This is a genomic window from Pseudomonas sp. WMBT8, assembly GCF_050916005.1.
GTDB lineage: Bacteria > Pseudomonadota > Gammaproteobacteria > Pseudomonadales > Pseudomonadaceae > Aquipseudomonas.
Genome location: NZ_CP188096.1, coordinates 1343668 through 1364940, shown reverse-complemented (window position 1 = coordinate 1364940; position 21273 = coordinate 1343668). Strand labels below are relative to the sequence as shown.

General features: G+C 60.2%; 26 protein-coding genes. 13 read left to right on the top strand and 13 right to left on the bottom strand.

All coding sequences use genetic code 11. The features are described from left to right. The first annotated feature begins 5 nt into the window (after positions 1–5). On the top strand, positions 6–470 hold the full coding sequence (locus ACO77H_RS05980) for a CopD family protein (protein ID WP_170042912.1): 465 nt from the start codon (positions 6–8) through the stop codon (positions 468–470). A 110-nt stretch (positions 471–580) separates the two neighbouring features. On the opposite strand, the gene ACO77H_RS05975 is transcribed toward ACO77H_RS05980, so the two are convergent. The 3 genes from ACO77H_RS05975 to ACO77H_RS05965 all read right to left on the bottom strand — a co-directional run bounded on the left by ACO77H_RS05975 (position 581) and on the right by ACO77H_RS05965 (position 2497). Next, complete coding sequence (locus ACO77H_RS05975; RefSeq protein WP_170058342.1) at positions 581–1339, bottom strand: collagen-like protein; 759 nt, start codon at positions 1337–1339, stop codon at positions 581–583. Beyond that, on the bottom strand, positions 1332–1622 hold the full coding sequence (locus ACO77H_RS05970) for a DUF1145 domain-containing protein (RefSeq protein WP_432755152.1): 291 nt from the start codon (positions 1620–1622) through the stop codon (positions 1332–1334). Before ACO77H_RS05970 ends, ACO77H_RS05975 begins: the two co-directional genes overlap by 8 nt. 179 nt (positions 1623–1801) lie before the next feature. Beyond that, entirely contained in the window at positions 1802–2497 is a 696-nt protein-coding gene (locus ACO77H_RS05965; protein ID WP_432755151.1) for an OmpA family protein, read from the bottom strand. A gap of 190 nt (positions 2498–2687) precedes the next feature. Here ACO77H_RS05965 and ACO77H_RS05960 point away from each other — a divergent pair, with 190 nt between their 5' ends. The 11 genes from ACO77H_RS05960 (at position 2688) to ACO77H_RS05910 (ending at position 12318) form a co-directional block, all read left to right on the top strand. Further along, on the top strand, positions 2688–3185 hold the full coding sequence (locus tag ACO77H_RS05960; protein WP_169955479.1) for a DUF6231 family protein: 498 nt from the start codon (positions 2688–2690) through the stop codon (positions 3183–3185). A 2-nt stretch (positions 3186–3187) separates the two neighbouring features. Then, complete coding sequence (locus ACO77H_RS05955; protein ID WP_432755150.1) at positions 3188–3658, top strand: YchJ family protein; 471 nt, start codon at positions 3188–3190, stop codon at positions 3656–3658. 87 nt (positions 3659–3745) lie between these two features. After that, on the top strand, positions 3746–4237 hold the full coding sequence (locus ACO77H_RS05950) for an LEA type 2 family protein (RefSeq protein ID WP_169955478.1): 492 nt from the start codon (positions 3746–3748) through the stop codon (positions 4235–4237). After that, positions 4234–4434, top strand: a complete 201-nt coding sequence (locus tag ACO77H_RS05945; protein ID WP_003189235.1) for an SEC-C metal-binding domain-containing protein — start codon at positions 4234–4236, stop codon at positions 4432–4434. Before ACO77H_RS05950 ends, ACO77H_RS05945 begins: the two co-directional genes overlap by 4 nt. A gap of 155 nt (positions 4435–4589) precedes the next feature. Then, positions 4590–5234 (top strand): glutathione S-transferase N-terminal domain-containing protein, encoded by a 645-nt coding sequence (locus ACO77H_RS05940; RefSeq protein ID WP_169955477.1) that lies wholly within the window; start codon positions 4590–4592, stop codon positions 5232–5234. 217 nt (positions 5235–5451) lie between these two features. Then, positions 5452–7893: a penicillin acylase family protein gene (locus tag ACO77H_RS05935; RefSeq protein WP_432755149.1), complete on the top strand. Its 2442-nt coding sequence runs from the start codon at positions 5452–5454 to the stop codon at positions 7891–7893. 243 nt (positions 7894–8136) lie between these two features. Continuing rightward, complete coding sequence (locus tag ACO77H_RS05930) at positions 8137–8919, top strand: transporter substrate-binding domain-containing protein (protein WP_169955475.1); 783 nt, start codon at positions 8137–8139, stop codon at positions 8917–8919. Between the two features lie 60 nt (positions 8920–8979). Continuing rightward, a complete protein-coding gene (locus tag ACO77H_RS05925) occupies positions 8980–9708 on the top strand; it encodes an ABC transporter permease (RefSeq protein ID WP_169955474.1) in 729 nt (242 codons plus the stop codon). Further along, positions 9705–10415, top strand: a complete 711-nt coding sequence (locus ACO77H_RS05920; protein ID WP_169955473.1) for an ABC transporter permease — start codon at positions 9705–9707, stop codon at positions 10413–10415. Before ACO77H_RS05925 ends, ACO77H_RS05920 begins: the two co-directional genes overlap by 4 nt. Positions 10416–10424: 9 nt before the next feature. Continuing rightward, positions 10425–11543 (top strand): succinylglutamate desuccinylase/aspartoacylase family protein, encoded by a 1119-nt coding sequence (locus ACO77H_RS05915; RefSeq protein ID WP_432755148.1) that lies wholly within the window; start codon positions 10425–10427, stop codon positions 11541–11543. Between the two features lie 13 nt (positions 11544–11556). Then, complete coding sequence (locus tag ACO77H_RS05910; protein ID WP_170058334.1) at positions 11557–12318, top strand: ABC transporter ATP-binding protein; 762 nt, start codon at positions 11557–11559, stop codon at positions 12316–12318. A 96-nt stretch (positions 12319–12414) separates the two neighbouring features. On the opposite strand, the gene ACO77H_RS05905 is transcribed toward ACO77H_RS05910, so the two are convergent. After that, on the bottom strand, positions 12415–12612 hold the full coding sequence (locus ACO77H_RS05905) for a hypothetical protein (protein WP_029297182.1): 198 nt from the start codon (positions 12610–12612) through the stop codon (positions 12415–12417). Between the two features lie 107 nt (positions 12613–12719). Then, entirely contained in the window at positions 12720–13286 is a 567-nt protein-coding gene (dcd, locus tag ACO77H_RS05900; protein ID WP_003219273.1) for a dCTP deaminase, read from the bottom strand. 392 nt (positions 13287–13678) lie between these two features. Here dcd and ACO77H_RS05895 point away from each other — a divergent pair, with 392 nt between their 5' ends. Next, complete coding sequence (locus tag ACO77H_RS05895) at positions 13679–13888, top strand: cold-shock protein (RefSeq protein WP_002554837.1); 210 nt, start codon at positions 13679–13681, stop codon at positions 13886–13888. A gap of 203 nt (positions 13889–14091) precedes the next feature. On the opposite strand, the gene rpoS is transcribed toward ACO77H_RS05895, so the two are convergent. The 8 genes from rpoS to ACO77H_RS05855 form a co-directional block, all read right to left on the bottom strand. Beyond that, positions 14092–15096: an RNA polymerase sigma factor RpoS gene (gene rpoS / locus ACO77H_RS05890; protein ID WP_038446486.1), complete on the bottom strand. Its 1005-nt coding sequence runs from the start codon at positions 15094–15096 to the stop codon at positions 14092–14094. A 105-nt stretch (positions 15097–15201) separates the two neighbouring features. After that, a complete protein-coding gene (locus ACO77H_RS05885) occupies positions 15202–16035 on the bottom strand; it encodes a peptidoglycan DD-metalloendopeptidase family protein (RefSeq protein ID WP_169955470.1) in 834 nt (277 codons plus the stop codon). Between the two features lie 211 nt (positions 16036–16246). Further along, positions 16247–16882: a protein-L-isoaspartate(D-aspartate) O-methyltransferase gene (locus tag ACO77H_RS05880; protein ID WP_169865481.1), complete on the bottom strand. Its 636-nt coding sequence runs from the start codon at positions 16880–16882 to the stop codon at positions 16247–16249. A gap of 41 nt (positions 16883–16923) precedes the next feature. Then, complete coding sequence (gene surE / locus ACO77H_RS05875) at positions 16924–17673, bottom strand: 5'/3'-nucleotidase SurE (RefSeq protein ID WP_029297237.1); 750 nt, start codon at positions 17671–17673, stop codon at positions 16924–16926. Next, complete coding sequence (gene truD / locus ACO77H_RS05870; protein WP_170042918.1) at positions 17661–18719, bottom strand: tRNA pseudouridine(13) synthase TruD; 1059 nt, start codon at positions 18717–18719, stop codon at positions 17661–17663. The genes surE and truD overlap by 13 nt, the downstream gene beginning before the upstream one ends. Continuing rightward, positions 18716–19189: a 2-C-methyl-D-erythritol 2,4-cyclodiphosphate synthase gene (gene ispF, locus ACO77H_RS05865; protein WP_029297241.1), complete on the bottom strand. Its 474-nt coding sequence runs from the start codon at positions 19187–19189 to the stop codon at positions 18716–18718. Before ispF ends, truD begins: the two co-directional genes overlap by 4 nt. A gap of 54 nt (positions 19190–19243) precedes the next feature. Continuing rightward, the gene (gene fghA, locus ACO77H_RS05860) at positions 19244–20089 is read right to left on the bottom strand and encodes an S-formylglutathione hydrolase (RefSeq protein WP_432755147.1); all 846 of its coding nucleotides are present in this window, start codon (positions 20087–20089) and stop codon (positions 19244–19246) included. An 8-nt stretch (positions 20090–20097) separates the two neighbouring features. Further along, on the bottom strand, positions 20098–21210 hold the full coding sequence (locus ACO77H_RS05855; RefSeq protein ID WP_169955467.1) for an S-(hydroxymethyl)glutathione dehydrogenase/class III alcohol dehydrogenase: 1113 nt from the start codon (positions 21208–21210) through the stop codon (positions 20098–20100). Between the last annotated feature and the right edge of the window lie 63 nt (positions 21211–21273).

Genomic DNA, 21273 nt, shown 5'->3' with positions numbered 1-21273 from the left:
CCTCAATGACCGTGTTTAGCCTTGCCTACACCCTGCATGTATTGGCCGCCCTGGTCTGGGTCGGTGGTATGTTTTTCGCCTGGATGATCCTGCGCCCAGCCGCTGTGGCGGCGCTTGAGGGGCCGGCGCGACTTAAACTGTGGATGAATGTGTTTCCGCGTTTTTTCGTGTGGGTTTGGGTCGCGGTGCTGATCTTGCCGATCAGTGGCGTTGGATTGTTGCAGTTGCGCTTCAACGGGTTTGAAACCGCACCGCGTTATGTACAGGTGATGATGGGCCTGTATGTGGTGATGACGGCGCTGTTTATCCGCATCCAGGCGTTACAACTGCCTGAACTGCGCACGGCCGTGGCGGCCGAGGACTGGGCGACTGGCGCGCAGGCGCTGGGAAGAATCCGAAAGTTGGTAGGGATCAATCTGATTGTTGGGTTGGTAGTGGTGGGTGTGGCTTCGGCCCGGCCGATGTTCTGAGGGTGTTCCTCAGTGCCTCATCGCGGGCAAGCCCGCTCCCACACTTTGATTTGTGAATACCTTAAAAAGGTGGGAGTGGGCTTGCCCGCGATAGGGCCGGTGCCAATCGCTCAAAGCCGCTGGATGCTCACTGAACCGGCAGGCCCCGCCGGCCCAGCCTGGCCTTCCAACCCCGGCCGGCCTTTCTCGCCGCCGTCGGCGCGATACACCAGGCAGCCCTTGGACACCCCGCCCTTGCCCGGCTTGCCGGCCACACCTGGCAAGCCGCCTGCACCGCCATCGACCCAGACCTTGATCTGCTCGCTCGGATAGTCCAGCGGCAATTCAATACGCACCGCCGCGCCTGCGGCCCCCGGCAGGCCGTCACCGCCGTTGTCACCATTGGCGCCACGCCCGGCCGAGCCCCAGGTGCACCCCGGGTCTTCACCGTTGGCGCCATCCAAGCCGCTATAACCTTGGGCTCCGGTGCCACCACGGGCATCGACGGACAGTTCCGCCGCGCTCAATTGGTTGATCCGCAAGGTCAGGTCACGCCCAGGCCGGGCCGGTTTTTCATGGGTGCCGGGCGCGCCACGGGAGGTGATCTGGCTGCCATGTTCCAACTGCGCATGCTGCACCTGCAATTGCAAGGCCCTGGCGCTGGGCACGATGGCGATCCGCGCTTCGCGGCCCAGGTGCAATTCGTCGACAGTGACCTGGGTGATATTGGCCGGAATCAGCAAAGTGCCATAGTCGGCCACTTCCAGGCGCTCCAGCTGCAGCACGCTGGTGCTGTTGGGCAAGCGCAGCAACGAGTTGGTCTCGACACTGACGCTTTCGGCCAGGGCGATGGGGCTGACCAATAGGGCCAGGAGTAAAACCTTACGCATGATTGGCATCCTTGTTGTCGTGGTCAGCCGCAGGCGCAGGCAGGCTCTTTATATGGAACATCCCCAGCAACAGGATCAGCAGGCGGTCACGCCAGGGGTGGGCACGATGTTTGACGCTGGCGTTGAACAACACCAACTCCAGAAGATGGACCAGCAACAACAGGCTGCCGACCAGGTTGACCAACAGATGAAATGGATTGGTCAGCGGTTTGAACAGATTGACCAGCACAACCGCCCAGAACAGCAACGCCAGCAACTTCCCCACTCGCAACAACAGCTTCATGCCCTACGCCCCCTGCACATTATTCTTTGGGCGCACAGTAACGAGTTCTACAGGCGATTTGCCAGTGAAGGATTAAAAAACTTGAGAAGGCGGCGACTTGGTGGCCAGATCGCCGAGATTCATCGGACACAGCCGTAAGAAATGCCCCTGGCAACACCCAGGGGCATATCAGAAATGTCTTAGCGGTTGATTTGAATTTCCACGCGGCGATTCAGGGTACGACCGTCGGCGGTTTTGTTGTCGGCCACTGGATGGGTTTCACCGGCGCCCGTCACCGACACAAAGTTGCTACGGGGCACACCGGCGCCGACCAGGTAATCAGTGACCGAATGCGCGCGTTTTTCCGAGAGCCTTTGGTTGTAGGCATCTTTGCCGACGCTGTCGGTATGCCCGCTAACCCGCAGTTGGGCGCTTGGCGCTTCCTGTTTCAGGCGTGTGGCAACCGTGTCGAGCTTGGTTTTGTCAGCGGCCGTCAGCCGAGCCGAATCGAACTCGAAGTGCACATCACGAATCACGATGGTCTCTTCCTTGAGCACCACCACTTCTTCGACGACGACCGCCTCAGGTACTGGCGGGCAGCCATTGGCATCGACCTGTATGCCCTTGGGGGTGCCCGGGCACTGATCGCGGCTGTCCGGCACGCCGTCGCCGTCTTCGTCAGCGTCGCCATGGACCCAGCAATAGGCGCCGGCCATGCCGCCGATCAATAACGCGCCACCGCCGGCCCATGAAGAGCTTTCAGTAGCGCCCAGTGCAGCACCCGTCACGCCGCCGAGGGCAGCACAGGTGGGCCAGTCGGTTTTTTGCAAGCCTGCGCAACCTGTCAATACTCCGGTTAGCAGAACCAAAGGTAGAGCTGTCCGCATGATGCTCATTTGATTTCTCCTGAGGGGATCGGCCGCAAGCCGATGGGTGGAGTAAAGACCGCGATTTTCATCTGCGCCAGGCCGCCAACCCCCGTATTCATTGGCCGAAGTGGCTTCTGGCGAGCAACAGGCCAGCGTGCGCTCTAGGCCCGCACGCTCAAGCAGGCTAGTCTTCACGGTTCTGATGTGAGGATCTTCGATGACCGCCGGCAATTCTTCCCGTACGCCGCAGCAAGCACTCGCTGCCCTGCTTGATCGCCAAGCCCCCAAACGCCTGCTGGTATTGGGCGCCGGCCACTTCCCTGCGCTGGATGCATTCAAGCAGGCCCACCCAGACACCGTGGTCTGCACCGCAGGGCCTGGACCATTGCCACCCGAGTTGGCCGCCCAGCGATTTGACCTGGCCCTGGTGGTCGACTGCCTGGAGCACCTGTCAAAACGTGCAGGGTTGGAGCTGCTGGGCGGCGTGCGCAACCTCAACGCCAGCCGCATCGCCGTCCTCGCCGACCTGGCGGCCTGCAGCTGGAAGGACACTGATTTTTTCTCCCTGGCCTTGCAGACCAGCGAGCATTTTTGCCGCGACAATCAGGTACTGACGCTGTTTACCTACGATCTGCTTGAATACAAACAGGTGCCGGACTGGCTGAACGCCCGGTTCTGGGCCAACCCGGAAAACTTCGGAAAGTATTGGTGGTAACCATGAGTACATCCATTTGCCCTTGCGGCAGCGGCAACTTGCTGGATGCCTGCTGCGGCCATTACCACACTAGCCACCCCGCGCCCTGCGCCACCGCGTTGATGCGCTCACGCTACAGCGCCTATGTGCTGGGGCTGGTGGATTATCTGGTGGCGACTACGCTACCGGCACAACAGAACGGCCTCGACCGTGATGCCATTGGGGCCTGGAGCGCGCAAAGCACCTGGCTGGGTCTGGAGGTGGAAAGTTCCGAGGTGTTTGGGGGGCAGCCGGAACATGCCTTCGTTACCTTTACCGCGCGCTGGCATGACAGCACCGGCGAACACAGCCACCGGGAACAGTCGTCTTTCGTACAGAACGACGGGCGCTGGTACTTTATTGATCCTACGGTGGAGGTGAAGGCCGGGCGTAATGATGCCTGCCTGTGCGGCAGTGGGCAGAAGTTCAAGAAGTGCTGTTCCAGTTACCTGTAAAAACCACGGACACCGCGCTAAACCACACAACTCTCGTCATCGTTGACGACCATCGCCGGCAAGCCGGCTCCTACAAGGGATTGAGCCATGGTCAGCCGATTACGAACCTATAGCTGTTTACTGATACTGACCGTTGGCCTCTCGGGCTGCGCGTCCTGGTTCGCCGATGACACACCGGCACCACAAATCCACCTGGTCAAGGTCGAGTTGGTGCGGGCCAAGCTGCTGGAGCAGAAGTTCAAGCTGCACTTTCGCGTGGATAACCGTGACGACTCGGACCTCACCGTGCGCGGCCTGATCTACAAAATCAGCCTGGCTGACGTGGAACTGACCGAGGGCGAATCCAACGAGTGGCTGACCATACCGCCCAATGGCCGGGGATTTTTCAAGGTCACGGTGCGCACCAACCTGTGGCCGCAGGTGCGGGAAATCGCCGACCTGTTGAAAAACCCGGACCGCCCCATCCCCTATCGCCTGGAAGGTGAGCTGAAAACCGGATTATTCATCGGTAACGACGTGCACGTGATGCGCAATGACGAGATAATCCCCGGCGATTTTATTCCGGAGCGACACCAATGACTCAGCAACCCCATGTCCATGGTCCCGACTGCAACCACGATCACGATCACCACGATCACGACCATGGCCATGTCCACGGCCCGAACTGCGGCCATGCCCATCAGGAACCGGTGCGCAACGCCCTGAAGGACGTTGGCCGCAACGATCCATGCCCATGCGGCAGCGAGAAGAAGTTCAAGAAGTGCCACGGCGCCTGATACGCGTCCCGCAGGAGCCGGCAAGCCGGCTCCTACAGTTCTATCGATAGACGCAAATATTTCATTGAATTTTCGGCAGGTGGACACTACCTATACCTACAGGCACATCAGCGGGCGCCCTGTCCGTTCAAGCATCACCAATCCTGGAGAGCTTCATGATCGACCTGTATTACTGGACCACCCCCAACGGTCACAAGATTTCGTTGTTCCTGGAAGAAGCCGGCCTGCCCTACGAGGTGCACCCGATCAACATCGGCCAGGGCGACCAGTTCAAGCCAGATTTCCTGAAGATAGCTCCCAACAACCGTATTCCCGCCATTGTCGACCGGCAACCGAGCGACGGGGGCGCACCGATTTCCCTGTTTGAATCCGGCGCCATCTTGCTGTACCTCGCGGAAAAAACCGGCCAGTTCCTGCCCAAGGACCTGCGCGGTCGCCAGGAAGCGTTGCAATGGCTGTTCTGGCAAATGGGCGGCCTGGGCCCGATGGCGGGGCAGAACCACCATTTCAGCCAGTTCGCCCCGGAAAAGATCCCTTACGCCATCAAACGCTACGTGGATGAAACCGCACGCCTCTATGGCGTGCTGGACCGGCGCCTGGCCGACCGCAGTTTCGTCGCTGGCGAGGCCTACAGCATTGCCGATATGGCGATCTACCCGTGGATCGTGTCCCACAAATGGCAGAGCCAACGCCTGGAAGACTTCCCCCATCTGCACCGCTGGTTCAACCTGATCAAGGAACGTCCGGCGACGGTGCGGGCCTATGACCTGGTGCAGAAGGTCAACCCGCCGAAATCCTGATCATGCCCTGTAGGAACTGGCTAGCCGGCGAAGATCGTCAACGAAAACGCCGGGTGCCTGGATAAGCGTGGCGCCTGGCAGTTTTTCGCCGGCAAGCCGGTTCCTACAAGGCTTTGTGAGTGTTTGAAAAAATTAGCATCGCCTCCCGCTTGCGTCGGTTCGCCGCGCTCACTAACGTAGCGCCTTTACTGACGCTACCCCCCGCAGGAGCTTTGCCATGGCCTCGCCAGCCCTCTCACGTTTTCTTCCCCGGTTCGGCGTTGCCGCGGCAGTGGCCAGTGCCTTGGGCCTGGCCGGTTGCCAGTCACTGAACAGCCAGGACACCCTGCCCCCCGTTTCCGGCGTGCAGCCGCTCAAGGGCCTGGCGCAGAATGTTTCCGTGCGGCGCAACAGCCAGGGCATGCCGCTGATTGAAAGCAATACCTTTCACGACGCGCTGTTCGCTCTCGGTTACGTGCACGCTAGCGACCGGATCAACCAGATGGTCACCCTACGGCTGCTGGCCCAGGGCCGCCTGGCAGAGATGTCCGGGCCGGACGTGCTGGATGTCGACCGCTTCATGCGCGCCGTCAACCTGAAGAAAAGCGCCAGCGAGCTGTACAACGCCTCCTCGCCGCGTCTCAAGCGCTTCTTTGAAGTGTATGCCCGCGGGGTCAACGCCTACCTGTTCCGCTACCGCGACAAACTGCCGACGGACCTGGCCCAGACCGGCTACAAGCCCGAATACTGGAAACCGGAAGATTCGGCGCTGCTGTTCTGCCTGCTCAATTTCAGCGAATCAGCCAACTTGCAGGAAGAGTTGTCCGCCCTGGTACTGGCGCAAAAAGTCGGCGCCGACAAACTCGCCTGGCTGACCCCAAGCTACCCGGACGAACCGCTGCCTACGGCAGAGTCCGACAAGCTCAAGGGCATCAATCTCGGGCAGATTCCCGGCGTTGCCGCGCTCACCAGCCTCAACGAGCACCTGGCCAGCCTCAACACCCTTGGGGTTTCCACCTCCAGCAACTGGGCCATCGCCCCGCAACGCAGCCGCAGTGGCCGCAGCCTGCTGGCGAACGATCTGTCGACGCCGCTGCAGGCACCCTCCCTGTGGAATTTCGTACAAATCCGCGCGCCGAAATACCAGGCCGTCGGGGTGTCGATCGCCGGGATTCCTACGCTGCTGTCAGGTTTCAACGGCAAAGTGGCCTGGAGCATGAGCCAGGTGTCCGGCGATACCCAGGACCTGTTCCTGGAGAAGGTCAAGCGCCAGGGCAGCGCGCTGTACTACGAGCACAACGGCAAATGGCTACCGGCCATCGTGCGTAACGAAACCTTCTTCGCCAAGGGCCAGCGGCCAATTCGCGAGGCGGTGTACGAAACCCGCCACGGCCCGCTGCTCAACAGCGCCCAGTCGCTGACCAGCGGCTACGGCCTGGCCCTGCAAACCGCCGACTTCAAGGACGACAAGAGCCTGGATGCGTTTTTCGACCTGTCCCGGGCGCAGAACGTGGAAAAAGCCTCGGACGCCAGCCGGGAGATTCGTGCGATCCCGCTGAACATGGTGTTTGCCGACGCCAGCAATATCGGCTGGCAGGTCACCGGGCGCTTCCCCAACCGTCGCGAAGGTGAAGGCCTGTTGCCATCCCCAGGTTGGGACGGGCGCTTTGACTGGGACGGCTATGCCGATGCGATGCTGCACCCCTATGACCAGGACCCGCCACAGGGTTGGGTCGGCACGGCCAACCAGCGCAGCGTGCCCCATGGCTATGGCATGCAACTGTCCAACTCCTGGGCCGCGCCGGAGCGCAGCGAGCGCCTGGCGCAGCTGGCCGGCAACGGCAAGCACGACAGCCGTAGCGTGATTGCCATGCAGTACGACCAGACCACGCTGTTCGCCGCCAAACTTAAAAGCATGTTCCAGGCACCGGGCATGGCCCAGCCTCTGAAACAGGCGATCGATGCCCTGCCGGCCGCCGAACGAGCCAAGGCTCAGAAGGCCCTGGGCCGCCTGATGGCGTTCGACGGGCGGCTGGCGGCCACCTCGGCCGACGCGGCGATCTACCAACTGTTCCTGCAGGAAAGCGCCAGGCAGATTTTCCTCGACGAACTGGGCCCGGAATCCAGCGCCACCTGGAAAGCCTTTGTCAGCAACGCCAACCTGTCCTACGCGGCCCAGGCCGACCATCTGCTGGGGCGTGAAGACAGCCCGTTCTGGGATGACCTGCGCACCCCCGGCAAAGAAGACAAACCGGCGATTCTCGCCCGCAGCCTGGCCGCCGCGATCAGCGCCGGCGACAGTCAGTTGGGCGCCGATCACAAGGCTTGGCAGTGGGGCAAACTGCACAGCTACACCTGGAAAAACACCAGCGGCCAGACGATTCGCGGCCCATTGGCAGCAGGTGGCGATCACACTACGTTGAACGCTGCGCCCTACAACTGGGGGCAGGATTTCGCCACCACCCAGGTCCAGGCCCTGCGCATGATCGTGGATTTTGGCCAGGTGGAACCCATGATGGGCCAGGGCGGGATCGGCCAATCCGGCAACCCTGCCAGCCCGTACTATGCCAACGGCATTGATCCGTGGCTCAAGGCGCAGTACCTGAGCTTCCCGATGCAGCCGCAGAACTTTGACAAGGTGTATGGCAAGACCCGATTGACCCTGGTCCCAGGGAAATAACCCCATGTAGGCGCTGGCTTGCCAGCGCCTACAGTTCGTGAGCGGCCCGCACTGCAATGGTGCGCAAGATCTGTAGCGCCCGATATCGGGCGCGCCTCACGTCGCCCCTCGTGTAATCCCACCAATTAAAAAGACTATTCAGAACTATGGTGCAGAAATTGCTACTTGCGATACGTCTGACACCGTTCAGTAACAGTCCTAATCGCGCCACAAGCGCTTATCTTGGTTTCCAGGGATTACATAATGAAAAAAGCATTGCTGACCCTTTCTGCACTCGCGCTGTGCATGGCCGCCGGTACCGCCTTGGCCAAGGAATACAAAGAATTGCGTTTTGGTGTGGACCCTTCCTACGCGCCGTTTGAATCCAAGGCCGCCGACGGCAGCCTGGTGGGCTTCGATATCGACCTGGGCAATGCTATTTGTGCGGAGCTGAAGGTCACCTGCAAGTGGGTAGAAAGTGACTTTGACGGCATGATCCCCGGCCTCAAGGCCAAGAAGTTCGACGGTGTGATTTCGTCCATGACCGTGACCCCGGCCCGCGAGAAGGTCATCGACTTCTCCAGCGAGCTGTTTTCCGGCCCCACTTCCTACGTGTTCAAGAAAGGCTCCGGCCTGAGCGAAGACATCGCGTCCCTCAAGGGCAAGACGGTCGGCTATGAACAAGGCACCATCCAGGAAGCCTATGCCAAGGCCGTGCTGGACAAAGCCGGGATCAAAACCCAGGCCTACCAGAACCAGGACCAGGTGTACGCCGACCTGACCTCGGGCCGCCTCGATGCCTCGATCCAGGACATGCTGCAGGCCGAACTGGGCTTTTTGAAATCGCCACAAGGTGCCGATTACGAAGTCAGCAAACCAGTGGACAGCGAAATGCTGCCATCCAAGACTGCCGTGGGCATCGCAAAAGGTAACAAAGAGCTGAAAGCTCTCTTGGATAAAGGTATCAAAGCGTTACACGATGATGGCACCTACGCCACTATCCAGAAAAAACACTTTGGCGATCTGAACCTCTACAGCGGCAAGTAACGCTGCGGCGCCCACCCCGGAACGGGGTGGGCGCACTCTCGATGGCCAAAGGCGTACCCCATGTTTGAAGACCTGTTGCAGACCCTCGGGCTTGGTGCGTTCAGCTTGCAAGGGTTTGGCCCACTGTTGCTGCAAGGCACCTGGATGACCATCAAATTGTCAGTGCTGTCCCTGGCGGTCAGCGTCGTGCTGGGCCTGCTCGGCGCCAGTGCCAAGTTGTCGAGCCTGGCGCTGTTGCGCATTCCCGCGCAGCTCTACACCACCTTGATTCGCGGGGTGCCGGACCTGGTGCTGATGCTGCTGATTTTCTACAGCCTGCAAACCTGGCTGACCAGTTTCACCGACTACATGGAATGGGAATACATCGAAATCAACCCGTTCGGCGCCGGGGTGATTACCCTGGGTTTTATCTACGGTGCGTATTTCACCGAGACTTTTCGCGGTGCGATCCTCGCCGTGCCCCGCGGCCAGTTGGAAGCCGCCACGGCCTATGGCCTCAAGCGCGGGCAGCGCTTTCGCTACGTGACCTTCCCGCAAATGATGCGCTTCGCCCTGCCGGGCATCGGCAATAACTGGATGGTGATGCTCAAGGCCACGGCGCTGGTGTCGATCATCGGCCTGGCTGATGTGGTCAAGGCCGCCCAGGATGCCGGCAAAAGTACCTACCAACTGTTCTTTTTCCTGGTGGTCGCGGCCTTGATCTACCTGGCCATCACCAGCGCGTCGAACTTCGTCCTGCGCAGGCTCGAAGCCCGTTACGCCGCAGGCTCACGGGAGGCAGTGCGATGATTGAATTGTTGCAGGAGTACTGGCGCCCCTTCCTCTACAGCGATGGCAACCACATGACTGGGCTGGCCATGACGATGTGGCTGCTCACGGCCTCGATCTGCATCGGCTTCGTGGTGTCGATCCCACTGTCCATCGCCCGCGTCTCGCGAAACCGCTGGGTGCGCTGGCCGGTGCAGTTCTATACCTACCTGTTTCGCGGCACACCGCTGTATATCCAACTACTGATCTGCTACACCGGCATCTACAGCCTCGCCGCCGTTCGCGCACAACCGGTGCTGGATGGTTTTTTTCGCGACGCAATGAACTGCACGCTCCTCGCATTTGCCCTCAACACCTGCGCCTACACCACGGAGATTTTCGCCGGGGCCATCCGCAGCATGGCCCACGGCGAGGTCGAGGCGGCGAAAGCCTATGGCCTGAGCGGCTGGAAACTGTACGCCTACGTGATCATGCCCTCGGCCCTACGCCGCTCGTTGCCGTACTACAGTAATGAAGTGATCCTGATGCTGCACTCGACGACGGTAGCCTTTACCGCGACGATCCCGGACATCCTCAAAGTGGCCCGGGACGCCAACTCGGCCACCTTCCTCACTTTCCAGTCGTTTGGTATCGCTGCGCTGATCTACCTGACCGTGACCTTTGCCCTGGTCGGTCTGTTTCGTCTGGCGGAGCGTCGCTGGCTGGCCTTTCTCGGGCCAAGCCACTAAGGAGCCCCTATGCGGCAACAGATTCATCCCCTTCTCGCACCGGTGCTAGGCACGGCACGGCAGATCCACAGTTTCCACTTCGGGCCAGAGCAGGCCGAAGGCAAAATCTACATCCAATCCTCGCTACACGCCGACGAACTGCCTGGCATGCTGGTGGCCTGGCACTTGAAGGTGCGCCTGGCGGAACTGGCCGCGGCCGGCCGCCTGCGCAGCGAAATCGTGCTGGTGCCAGTGGCCAACCCGGCGGGCCTTGAGCAAGTACTGATGGACATGCCCCTGGGCCGCTACGAGCTGGAGAGCGGGCAGAACTTCAATCGCCTGTTCTTCGATCTCAGCGAAGAAGTCGGCAATCAGGTCGAGGGCCTGTTGGGGGATGATCCCAGGCGCAACGTCGCACTGATCCGCGACAGTCTGCGCCAGGCCCTCGACCGCCATGTACCAGCCACACAACTGCAATCCCAGCGCCTGGTGCTGCAACGCCTGGCCTGTGACGCCGATATGGTGCTGGACCTGCATTGCGACTTCGAAGCCGTGGCCCACCTTTACACCACCCCCGAGGCCTGGCCGCAGGTCGAGCCGCTGGCCCGTTATATCGGCGCCGAAGCCAGCCTGTTGGCCACCGATTCGGGCGGACAATCCTTCGATGAGTGTTTCACCCTGCTCTGGTGGCAGTTGCAGCAACGTTTTGGCGAGCGTTTCCAGATCCCCCTGGGCAGCTTTTCCGTGACCCTGGAGTTGCGCGGCCAGGGCGATGTCAATCACGGCCTGGCCAGCCTCGATTGCCAGGCGATCATCGACTACCTGATCCGATTTGGCGCGATCAGCGGCGATCCTGCGCCCCTGCCCGACTTGCCCTACCCCGCTACGCCGCTGGCCGCCGTCGAACCAGTGGCGACCCCGGCGGGCGGCTTGCTGGTGTTCCACGCGTTGCCAGGGCAATACCTGGAGGCCGGGGAACTGGTGGCCGAGATCATCGACCCCATTCACGACCACGTCACGCCCATCCACTGCCGCCATGCCGGCCTGATGTATGCCCGCTCGCTGCGGCGCATGGCCACGGCGGGCATGGTGATTGCCCATGTCGCCGGCCTTACGCCCTATCGCAGCGGCTATTTACTATCGCCTTGAGGATGCACGCCCCATGTATAAACTGACCGTTGAAGGCCTGCATAAAAGCTATGGCGACCATGAGGTGCTCAAAGGGGTTTCGCTCAAGGCCAAAAGCGGGGATGTGATCAGCCTGATCGGCGCCAGCGGCTCTGGCAAAAGCACGTTCCTGCGTTGTATCAACTTCCTTGAACAACCCAATGACGGCGCCATGAGCCTTGATGGCCAGCCGATCCGCATGGTCAGCGACCGCCACGGCATGCGCGTGGCCGACGAAGCCGAGCTACAGCGCCTGCGCACCCGCCTGGCGATGGTGTTCCAGCACTTCAACCTGTGGAGCCATATGAGCGTGCTGGAGAACATCACCATGGCCCCACGCCGGGTCTTGGGTTGCAGCAAGAAGGACGCTGAGGACCGTGCCCGGCGCTATCTGGACAAGGTTGGGCTGCCCGCACGGGTGGCGGAGCAGTATCCGGCGTTCCTGTCGGGTGGCCAGCAGCAACGGGTGGCCATCGCCCGTGCCCTGGCGATGGAGCCGGAGGTGATGCTGTTCGACGAGCCGACATCGGCCCTGGACCCGGAGCTGGTGGGCGAAGTGCTGAAGGTGATCCAGGGGTTGGCCGAAGAGGGGCGGACCATGATCATGGTGACCCACGAGATGAGTTTCGCGCGCAAAGTGTCCAGCCAGGTGCTGTTCTTGCACCAAGGCCTGGTGGAGGAGGAAGGCACGCCGGAAGACGTGCTGGGCCATCCGAAAAGCGAGCGGCTGCAACAGTTCCTGCGCGGCAACCTGTAGGAGCCGGCTTGCCGGCGATAACGGAGTCTCAGGTACCGATGCTGTAAAAACTTAGACCGCATCGCCGGCAAGCCGGCTCCTACAAAGGGCGAGGCGTCAGGCCACTGGCGCGGGTGGTGGCTCGTCCGGCAGGGTGGGTACGCCAGGCTCGGTAGGTTGTTCCGGGGTATCGGGGTCAGGCTGGCCTGGGATGCCGCCGGCGGCGGGGTCGGCCATCAGGGACCAGGCCAGAACACCAATCTGATTGGGTTCCAGCCGAGCAAGTTCGGCGCTGATTCGCGGGTCGATCTTCATAGGGTACTCCTCAAGCGTGGCTCGACGCGCTGTGCACGCGCCGAGGCAGTACACCCAATAGAGTGCCTGCCCGCTGACAAATTCCCTTGAGCTGTAAGACGTTTCTATCAGGTGCGTGGCAGAGTGACGCCGCGCTGGCCCTGGTACTTGCCGCCACGGTCCTTATAGGACACTTCGCACTCTTCGTCGGATTCGAAGAACAGCATCTGCGCCACGCCTTCATTGGCGTAGATCTTGGCCGGCAAGGTGGTGGTGTTGGAGAACTCCAGGGTCACGTGGCCTTCCCACTCAGGCTCAAGCGGCGTCACGTTGACGATAATGCCGCAGCGCGCGTAGGTGCTCTTGCCCAGGCAGATGGTCAGGACGTTGCGCGGGATCCGGAAGAACTCGACGGTGCGCGCCAGGGCGAAGGAGTTTGGTGGGATGATGCACACGTCGCTCTTCACATCGACAAAGCTCTTTTCATCGAAGTTTTTCGGATCGACGGTGGCCGAGTTGATGTTGGTGAAGACCTTGAACTCATCGGCGCAACGCACATCGTAGCCGTAGCTGGAAACCCCGAATGAAATCAGGCGTTCGGCGCCTTCACCGCGCATCTGGCGCTCGACGAAGGGTTCGATCATGCCGTGCTCTTGCGCCATGCGGCGAATCCACTTGTCCGATTTGATGCTCATGGCGGGTGTCCTGAATAGCGAGGTGGAAAATTCTGTTGGGCATCTTACCGGGGCTGGCCTCGCGGTTCAAAGGACGCGGGGGTTTTTCTTGATTAAGTTGCGCCGGGCAACTGTCAGCCGTACGGGGCGGGCCTTGGCCCTGAATTTAAGGGCCGCAGGCCTGTAAAAGGCACCGCCAGTCACGAAAATAGAGAAACCTTCGGAAATACCATTGGCACGTTCCGGAAAAAGGGTTAAGGTGGCGCCACTGTGCTGCTTGTGTCACTGAGAATCTCTACACGATATGTTGAATTTCGATCCAACCATCTCCAAGAATTTTTCCTGCTCTTTGCACTCAGTCTCGGCCAGGGCTTTTCCTGAGTCGCAGTTAACTTTGTCCAAGGAGATACACCATGTCTAATCGCCAAACTGGTACCGTTAAGTGGTTCAACGATGAAAAAGGCTTCGGCTTCATCACTCCACAATCCGGTGACGACCTGTTCGTTCACTTCAAAGCTATCCAATCCGACGGCTTCAAAAGCCTGAAAGAAGGCCAACAGGTTTCTTTCATCGCTACCCGCGGTCAGAAAGGCATGCAAGCTGAAGAAGTTCAAGTTATCTAACTTGTACTGACTTAGTCGAAAGAACCCCGCCCTTAAAAGCGGGGTTTTTTTATGCCTGGGATTTGATACTGACCTTGCCAGCGAGGGCCGCCCTCAAGGTCGCCATCGCCGGCAAGCCGGGCTCCCGCAAGGGGATTGGCACAACGCAAAACGCCCGGTGCATTCCCATGCACCGGGCGTTCTCATAGCTACCTTACAAGCCGCTACTGAAACAACGACTCACTCGACAAGCCATTTTTCTCCAGGATCTCCCGCAAGCGCTTGAGACCCTCTACCTGGATCTGCCGCACCCGCTCACGGGTCAAGCCGATCTCCAGGCCAACATCTTCCAGGGTGCTGCTTTCATGGCCACGCAGGCCAAAGCGGCGAATCACCACCTCGCGCTGCTTGTCCGTCAGCTCTGAAAGCCATTGATCGATACTTTGCGACAAGTCATCGTCCTGCAACAGCTCACACGGATCCGTGGGTCGGTCATCCGTAAGGGTGTCCAGCAAGGTTTTATCCGAATCCGGACCCAGCGAGACATCGACCGAAGACACACGCTCGTTAAGCCCGAGCATGCGCTTGACCTCTCCCACTGGTTTTTCCAGCAGGTTGGCGATCTCTTCAGGCGAAGGTTCATGATCAAGTTTCTGGGTAAGCTCGCGTGCCGCCCGCAGGTACACGTTAAGCTCCTTGACGACATGAATCGGCAACCGGATGGTCCGGGTCTGATTCATGATTGCGCGCTCAATGGTCTGGCGAATCCACCACGTCGCGTAGGTCGAAAAGCGAAAACCCCGCTCGGGGTCAAACTTCTCTACCGCCCGGATCAAGCCGAGGTTGCCCTCTTCGATCAGGTCCAACAGGGAAAGCCCACGATTGACGTAGCGTCGGGCGATTTTCACCACCAGGCGCAGGTTGCTTTCAATCATGCGCTTGCGCCCAGCCGGATCTCCCTTTTGCGACAATCGCGCAAAATGGACTTCTTCTTCGGGAGTGAGCAAGGGGGAAAAGCCGATTTCATTGAGGTACAACTGGGTCGCATCGAGCGCCCGGGTGTAATCAATATACTTATGCTGTTTTAACGCTGTGGAGTTTTTGGACTTGGTACGAACTGAAGGTACAGCGGGTCCCTCATTCGACATCGATTCCGTACCGATGCCGGTCTCCATAAGGAGAACCTCATCGTCGATGTCAAACTCCGGCGCTTCTTTACTGAGAGCCATTGTTATAGTCCTTTGGTGAGTTCGACCTCAAGCTCAAGCGACGCCTTTATCCTTGGCAACGCTGGAGCCTGCTCCTTCTACGTGAGGGAACAGGCTGACAACACATCAACGCCGGGGTAGGAATTGCAGTGGATCTACAGGTTTACCTTGGCGGCGAATCTCAAAGTGCAGTTTCACCCGGTCTGTACCAGTCGACCCCATTTCGGCAATTGTCTGTCCGACTTTGACCTGCTGCCCCTCCCGAACCAACAACCTGCGGTTATGACCGTAGGCACTGACGTAGGTATCGCTGTGTTTGATGATGACTAATTCGCCGTAGCCCCGTAGACCACTCCCGGCGTATACAACAGTCCCATCAGACGCAGCTAAAACAGGCTGTCCCAAATCTCCGGCGATATCAATGCCTTTATTCAAACTACCGTTTGAAGAGAATTTTCCAATAAGAATGCCATTTGAGGGCCATCCCCAACCGGTCGGTGCCGGTCCCGCAGGTGGCAACGGCGCGGGTGCCGGCTTGCTCGCAACCTTAGGCGCAACGGTGCCTGCAGGCCGGGTGAAGACCGTCGTCTTGCTGGAAGAAGAGGCCGATGAACCGGATTTTGTCACAACTGCCGTGGGCGCCGAACCCGTGCGCCCATCGAAACGGATGGTTTGCCCCGGATGTATCGTATAAGGCACAGGAATGTTGTTACGCGCGGCCAGCGCCTTGTAGTCCCAGCCATAACGGAAGGCGATCGAGAACATGGTATCGCCCTTACGCACCACGTATTGCCCGGTGGTCACCGTCGGCCGTTGCGGTGCCGCATTATTGCGGTCAACCACGCGCGCGCCGCTGCCTGTGCTGGAGCAGGCAGCCAGCAAGGAACTCAAGACAAGGCCAATCACCAGTCGCTGAAAGCTAGTTTTACTCATACGCTGCGCAATGACTGTGAGACTCACCCGCCGCTCCCTTTGTGGTGGCTGAAACATGAACGCCTGTATCAGGCTTGAAATATGTCGCAAGTATAACTGGCTGCCAGACTTTAACCGGCAACAAGGTAGAAACGAAAAATTCATCTCGTTTAATAACTACCCAACTTGATGTTGACTCGATGAACCCCGCTGTAAGACACATACCCAGCAATAGAATTCACTACACCGTGACAATTGTTCAGGCCAGCGGCCCATTAAGTAACGGAACGAAACGCACTGCCCCCAGGACATGCCGGGAAAAACCCTCTTCTTCGCGCACGATCAACATCAACTGTTGCACTTCGCCCGATCCCACCGGAATCACCAGGCGCCCGCCCGGAGCCAATTGGTCCAGAAGTGCCTGAGGTACATCGGTGGCCACCGCAGTCACGATGATGCCGTTGTAGGGCGCCAAGGCCGGCCAGCCTTCCCAGCCATCACCCCAACGAAACACTACGTTGCGCAGGTTCAGCTCCACCAGGCGCTCCTTGGCCCGGTCCTGCAGGACCTTGATCCGCTCGACGGAAAACACCCGCTCCACGAGTTGCGAGAGCACGGCAGTCTGGTAGCCGGAGCCGGTGCCAATCTCCAGCACTTTGTCCAAGGGACCCGCCGCCAACAACAGCTCACTCATCCGCGCCACCATATAGGGCTGGGAGATGGTTTGGTTGTGGCCAATCGGTAGCGCGGTGTCTTCGTAGGCGCGATGGGCCAGGGCCTCATCGACAAACAGATGGCGCGGGGTACGGCGGATGACTTCCAGCACCTGGGCGTTGGACAGTCCCTCTTCATAGAGTCGCTGGATCAAACGCTCACGGGTGCGTTGGGAGGTCATGCCGATGCCCCGGCGCAACAGGTCGTCCTGTTCACGAGCCATCAGCGCAGCCCCTCCAGCCAGGGATCGAGACCACCGAAGGCATCATTGAAGGTGCGATCGAGTTGCAGCGGGGTAATCGAAACATAACCTTGCATCACCGCATGAAAGTCCGTGCCCGGCCCGCCATCCTCGGCGTCGCCCGCTGCGGCAATCCAGTAGCCTTCCCTGCCACGGGGATCCACCACTTTCAGCGGTGCCGCAGCGCGGGCGCGGTGGCCCAGGCGGGTCAATTGGATGCCGCGAATATGGTCCAGGGGCAGATTGGGAATATTGACGTTGAGCACCGTACGCGGTGGCAGCACCAGGGTGCCGTGGGCCTCAACCAGCTTGCGCGCAAAATAAGCGGCGGTCGCCAGGTTATCCACCTGCCGCGACGCCAGCGAAAAGGCAAAGGCCGTCCGCCCCAGGAAGCGCCCTTCCAGGGCCGCCGCCACGGTGCCGGAATACAGCACGTCATCGCCCAGGTTGGCGCCCAGGTTGATCCCGGAAACCACCAGGTCCGGCTCATCGGCCAGCAAGCTGTTGATGGCCAGGTGCACGCAATCGGTCGGCGTGCCATTAACGCTGATAAAGCCGTTGGCCAGGGTCTGCGGGTGCAAGGGACGGTCGAGCGTCAGCGAACTGCTGGCGCCACTTTTGTCCTGGTCCGGGGCAACCACCACGCACTCGGCATAATCTGCCAGCGCAGCATGAAGCGCGGCAAGGCCGGGTGCGGTGACCCCGTCGTCGTTAGATATCAGAATACGCATGGGCTGTCCGTCTGCCCCACCGGCACCAGATCAACAAGCTCGCGCACCAAGACAGTGGCGAAGCATCCGGCCGGCAGGACGAATTCCAATTGCAGAATGTCAGTCTCGGGATAATGCCACGTCAACCCGCCAATGGGCAGTCGCAGAATGCGCCGTTCCTGGCTCATGCCGGCTTTGGCCAGCCACTCGCACAGGTGCGCCTCGCTCGCGGCGACAGCTTGCTCCAGCTCATGGGTTGCGCCAGCGGCGGGCGAATCGCCTTCACCCCACTGTGGGCCGGTGGGATGCAGGTCGAGGATGGCCAGGCGCGGATCGCTGCACTCCGCCTCCCCCGCCGGGAAAAAGCTGCGGCTGTCGGTGAACGCCAGCAGGTCACCGACCTGGGCGCGCTGCCATGATCCATCGGCAACCCGCGCCGCCAACACCTTATTGAACACAAAGCTGCGCGCGGTCGATAGCAGGCGCGAACGTACGTTGCGCTGTTCCGGCAACACCTTGCGGGCCGCCCAGTCGCGGGCATCGACGACGTTACCGCCATCATGGCCAAAACGCTGGGCGCCGAAATAGTTGGGGATACCGTGCTTGGCGATCAATTGCAGGCGCGCATCAATCGCGCCGTGGTCGCCGGCCAGTTGGGTCAGGCGCAGGGTAAAACCGTTGGCCGCATGGGCGCCACGCTGCAACTTGCGTTTATGACGGGCGGCCTTGAGGATTTTCAGGGTGTCGTTTTCCGCCGCACTCAGGTCTGGGTCGGCCTTGCCCGGCAGTTGCACGCTGAACCACTGGCGCGTCAGCGCCTGGCGATCCTTGAGGCCGGCATAGCTCACCGTGCGCAAGGGCACGCCGGCAGCCTTGGCAATACGTCGCGCAGCCTCTTCAGTGTTCAGGCCGCGCTTTTCCACCCACAACCACAGGTGCTCACCCTCGCCGGTCAGCGGGATATCCAGCACTTCATCCACTTGGAAATCTTCGGCAGTCGCCTTGAGCACCGCGCTGCCCAGCGCCTCGCCATAGGCCCGCGGGCCCAACAGTTGCAGTTCGTTCATGCGCGCAGCAACAAGGCGACAGAGTGCACCGCAATGCCCTCTTCACGACCGGTAAACCCGAGTTTTTCGGTGGTGGTGGCTTTCACGTTGACTTGATCCAGTTCTATTTGCAGATCGGCGGCAATCACTGCGCGCATCGATTCGATATGCGGGGCCATTTTGGGTGCCTGGGCAACGATGGTGTTATCGACGTTGCCGACCTTCCAGCCCTTGGCATGGATCAGGCCGACCACATGCCGCAGCAGCACGCGACTGTCCGCGCCCTTGAAAGTGGGATCGGTGTCCGGAAAGTGTTTGCCGATATCTCCCAATGCAGCCGCGCCGAGCAAGGCATCGCTCAAGGCATGCAGCACAACGTCGCCGTCGGAATGAGCCAGCAACCCATGGTGGTGCGCAATGCGCACGCCGCCCAGGGTGATGAAGTCGCCTTCGGCGAAACGGTGCACATCATAGCCGTGGCCAATACGCATAAAAAAACGCCCCGAGTTAATTCAGGGCGTGATTCTACCTACTTTTGCCAGACATTAACCGAGCAAAGCACGTCCATGATGACGCAAGTGGTCATCGATGAAGCTGGCGATAAAGAAGTAGCTGTGGTCGTAGCCCGGTTGCAGGCGCAGCTCCAGCGGATGGCCGGCGGCCTTGGCGGCTTGTTGCAAGGCTTCGGGCTTGAGTTGAGTGGCGAGGAAGTCGTCGCGATCACCCTGGTCCACCAGCAGTGGCAGTTTTTCCGAGGCTTCGCTGATCAGCACGCAGGTATCCCATTCACGCCACTTGGAGCGCTCTTCCCCCAGGTAGCGGGAAAAAGCTTTCTGCCCCCAAGGGCAATCCATCGGATTGTTGATCGGCGAAAACGCCGACACCGACTGGTAGCGCCCCGGATTGCGCAAGGCGCATACCAGCGCACCGTGGCCGCCCATTGAATGCCCGCTGATGCCGCGCTTGTCGGACGCCGGGAAATGCGCTTCAACCAACGCCGGCAATTCCTGCACGACATAGTCATGCATCCGATAGTGCTTGCTCCACGGTTGCTGCGTGGCATTCAAGTAAAACCCGGCACCCAGGCCAAAGTCCCAGGCATTGTCCGGGTCGCCCGGCACACCCGGCCCACGGGGGCTGGTGTCCGGGGCGACGATGATCAACCCCAGCTCAGCCGCCATACGCTGCGCGCCGGCCTTTTGCATGAAATTCTCATCGGTGCAGGTCAAGCCCGACAGCCAGTACAGCACCGGCAACTTGCCGCCTTGCTCCGCCTGCGGTGGCAGGTAGACGGCGAAGGTCATATCGCAATCAAGCACCTCGGAATGATGCTTATAGCGTTTGTGCCAGCCGCCGAAGCTCTTCTGGCATGACAGGTTTTCCAGACTCATGGCCGACCTCAGAAATGGATGACGGTACGAATGCTCTTGCCTTCATGCATCAGGTCGAATGCCTTATTGATATCTTCCAGGCCCATGGTGTGGGTGATGAAGGTATCCAACGGGATTTCGCCGGTCTGGGCCATTTCCACGTAGCTTGGCAACTCGCTGCGGCCACGCACGCCACCGAAGGCCGAACCGCGCCAGACACGACCGGTCACCAGTTGGAATGGACGGGTGGATATTTCCTGGCCAGCCCCGGCGACCCCAATGATTACCGACTCGCCCCAGCCTTTGTGGCAGCACTCTAGGGCCGCACGCATCAGCTGGACATTGCCGATGCACTCGAAGGAAAAGTCCACACCGCCGTCGGTCAAATCGACAATCACATCCTGGATCGGCCGGTCGTAGTCTTTCGGGTTGATACAGTCGGTGGCACCCAACTGCTTGGCGATCTCGAACTTGGCCGGGTTGATGTCGATGGCGATGATACGACCGGCCTTGGCTTTAACTGCACCGATCACGGCCGACAAACCAATCCCGCCCAGGCCGAAAATGGCCACGGTGTCACCCGGCTTGACCTTGGCGGTGTTAATCACGGCACCGATACCAGTGGTGACGCCACAGCCCAGCAGGCAGACTTTTTCCAGCGGCGCTTCTTTGGGAATCTTGGCCACGGAGATTTCCGGCAACACTGTGTACTCGGAAAAAGTCGAAGTCCCCATGTAGTGGAAGATCGGCTGCCCTTTGTAGGAAAAACGCGTAGTACCGTCTGGCATCAGGCCTTTGCCCTGGGTCGCGCGGATGGCTTGGCACAGGTTGGTCTTGCCCGACAGGCAGAACTTGCACTTGCCACATTCCGGGGTGTACAGCGGGATCACGTGGTCGCCCACCGCCACCGAAGTCACACCCTCGCCAATCGCTTCGACCACCGCGCCGCCTTCGTGGCCCAGGATCGATGGGAAGATGCCTTCCGGATCGGCGCCCGACAGGGTGTAGGCGTCAGTGTGGCAAACCCCGGAAGCGACCACGCGCAACAGGACTTCACCGGCCTTGGGCATGGCCACATCCACTTCCACGATCTCCAGTGGTTTCTTGGCTTCAAAGGCGACAGCGGCGCGTGACTTGATCATCCGGGTTTCTCCTGGGGCTTAAAAGTAAGACGAACAGTGTAAAACACGGCCCATTGATTAATA

What these genes read in the sequence shown, in the direction of transcription:
- ACO77H_RS05925 (WP_169955474.1), top strand. Translation starts at nt 8,980, where the DNA reads ATGTTTGAAGACCTGTTGCAGACCCTCGGGCTTGGTGCGTTCAGCTTG.
- ACO77H_RS05920 (WP_169955473.1), top strand. Translation starts at nt 9,705, where the DNA reads ATGATTGAATTGTTGCAGGAGTACTGGCGCCCCTTCCTCTACAGCGAT.
- dcd (WP_003219273.1), bottom strand. Translation starts at nt 13,286, where the DNA reads ATGAGCATCAAATCGGACAAGTGGATTCGCCGCATGGCGCAAGAGCAC.
- ACO77H_RS05935 (WP_432755149.1), top strand. Translation starts at nt 5,452, where the DNA reads ATGGCCTCGCCAGCCCTCTCACGTTTTCTTCCCCGGTTCGGCGTTGCC.
- ACO77H_RS05915 (WP_432755148.1), top strand. Translation starts at nt 10,425, where the DNA reads ATGCGGCAACAGATTCATCCCCTTCTCGCACCGGTGCTAGGCACGGCA.
- ACO77H_RS05895 (WP_002554837.1), top strand. Translation starts at nt 13,679, where the DNA reads ATGTCTAATCGCCAAACTGGTACCGTTAAGTGGTTCAACGATGAAAAA.
- ACO77H_RS05960 (WP_169955479.1), top strand. Translation starts at nt 2,688, where the DNA reads ATGACCGCCGGCAATTCTTCCCGTACGCCGCAGCAAGCACTCGCTGCC.
- ACO77H_RS05880 (WP_169865481.1), bottom strand. Translation starts at nt 16,882, where the DNA reads ATGACCTCCCAACGCACCCGTGAGCGTTTGATCCAGCGACTCTATGAA.
- ACO77H_RS05950 (WP_169955478.1), top strand. Translation starts at nt 3,746, where the DNA reads ATGGTCAGCCGATTACGAACCTATAGCTGTTTACTGATACTGACCGTT.
- ACO77H_RS05905 (WP_029297182.1), bottom strand. Translation starts at nt 12,612, where the DNA reads ATGAAGATCGACCCGCGAATCAGCGCCGAACTTGCTCGGCTGGAACCC.
- ACO77H_RS05945 (WP_003189235.1), top strand. Translation starts at nt 4,234, where the DNA reads ATGACTCAGCAACCCCATGTCCATGGTCCCGACTGCAACCACGATCAC.
- ACO77H_RS05930 (WP_169955475.1), top strand. Translation starts at nt 8,137, where the DNA reads ATGAAAAAAGCATTGCTGACCCTTTCTGCACTCGCGCTGTGCATGGCC.
- ACO77H_RS05910 (WP_170058334.1), top strand. Translation starts at nt 11,557, where the DNA reads ATGTATAAACTGACCGTTGAAGGCCTGCATAAAAGCTATGGCGACCAT.
- ACO77H_RS05965 (WP_432755151.1), bottom strand. Translation starts at nt 2,497, where the DNA reads ATGAGCATCATGCGGACAGCTCTACCTTTGGTTCTGCTAACCGGAGTA.
- ACO77H_RS05970 (WP_432755152.1), bottom strand. Translation starts at nt 1,622, where the DNA reads ATGAAGCTGTTGTTGCGAGTGGGGAAGTTGCTGGCGTTGCTGTTCTGG.
- ACO77H_RS05940 (WP_169955477.1), top strand. Translation starts at nt 4,590, where the DNA reads ATGATCGACCTGTATTACTGGACCACCCCCAACGGTCACAAGATTTCG.
- ACO77H_RS05955 (WP_432755150.1), top strand. Translation starts at nt 3,188, where the DNA reads ATGAGTACATCCATTTGCCCTTGCGGCAGCGGCAACTTGCTGGATGCC.
- truD (WP_170042918.1), bottom strand. Translation starts at nt 18,719, where the DNA reads ATGAACGAACTGCAACTGTTGGGCCCGCGGGCCTATGGCGAGGCGCTG.
- ACO77H_RS05975 (WP_170058342.1), bottom strand. Translation starts at nt 1,339, where the DNA reads ATGCGTAAGGTTTTACTCCTGGCCCTATTGGTCAGCCCCATCGCCCTG.
- ACO77H_RS05980 (WP_170042912.1), top strand. Translation starts at nt 6, where the DNA reads ATGACCGTGTTTAGCCTTGCCTACACCCTGCATGTATTGGCCGCCCTG.
- fghA (WP_432755147.1), bottom strand. Translation starts at nt 20,089, where the DNA reads ATGAGTCTGGAAAACCTGTCATGCCAGAAGAGCTTCGGCGGCTGGCAC.
- ACO77H_RS05855 (WP_169955467.1), bottom strand. Translation starts at nt 21,210, where the DNA reads ATGATCAAGTCACGCGCCGCTGTCGCCTTTGAAGCCAAGAAACCACTG.
- surE (WP_029297237.1), bottom strand. Translation starts at nt 17,673, where the DNA reads ATGCGTATTCTGATATCTAACGACGACGGGGTCACCGCACCCGGCCTT.
- rpoS (WP_038446486.1), bottom strand. Translation starts at nt 15,096, where the DNA reads ATGGCTCTCAGTAAAGAAGCGCCGGAGTTTGACATCGACGATGAGGTT.
- ispF (WP_029297241.1), bottom strand. Translation starts at nt 19,189, where the DNA reads ATGCGTATTGGCCACGGCTATGATGTGCACCGTTTCGCCGAAGGCGAC.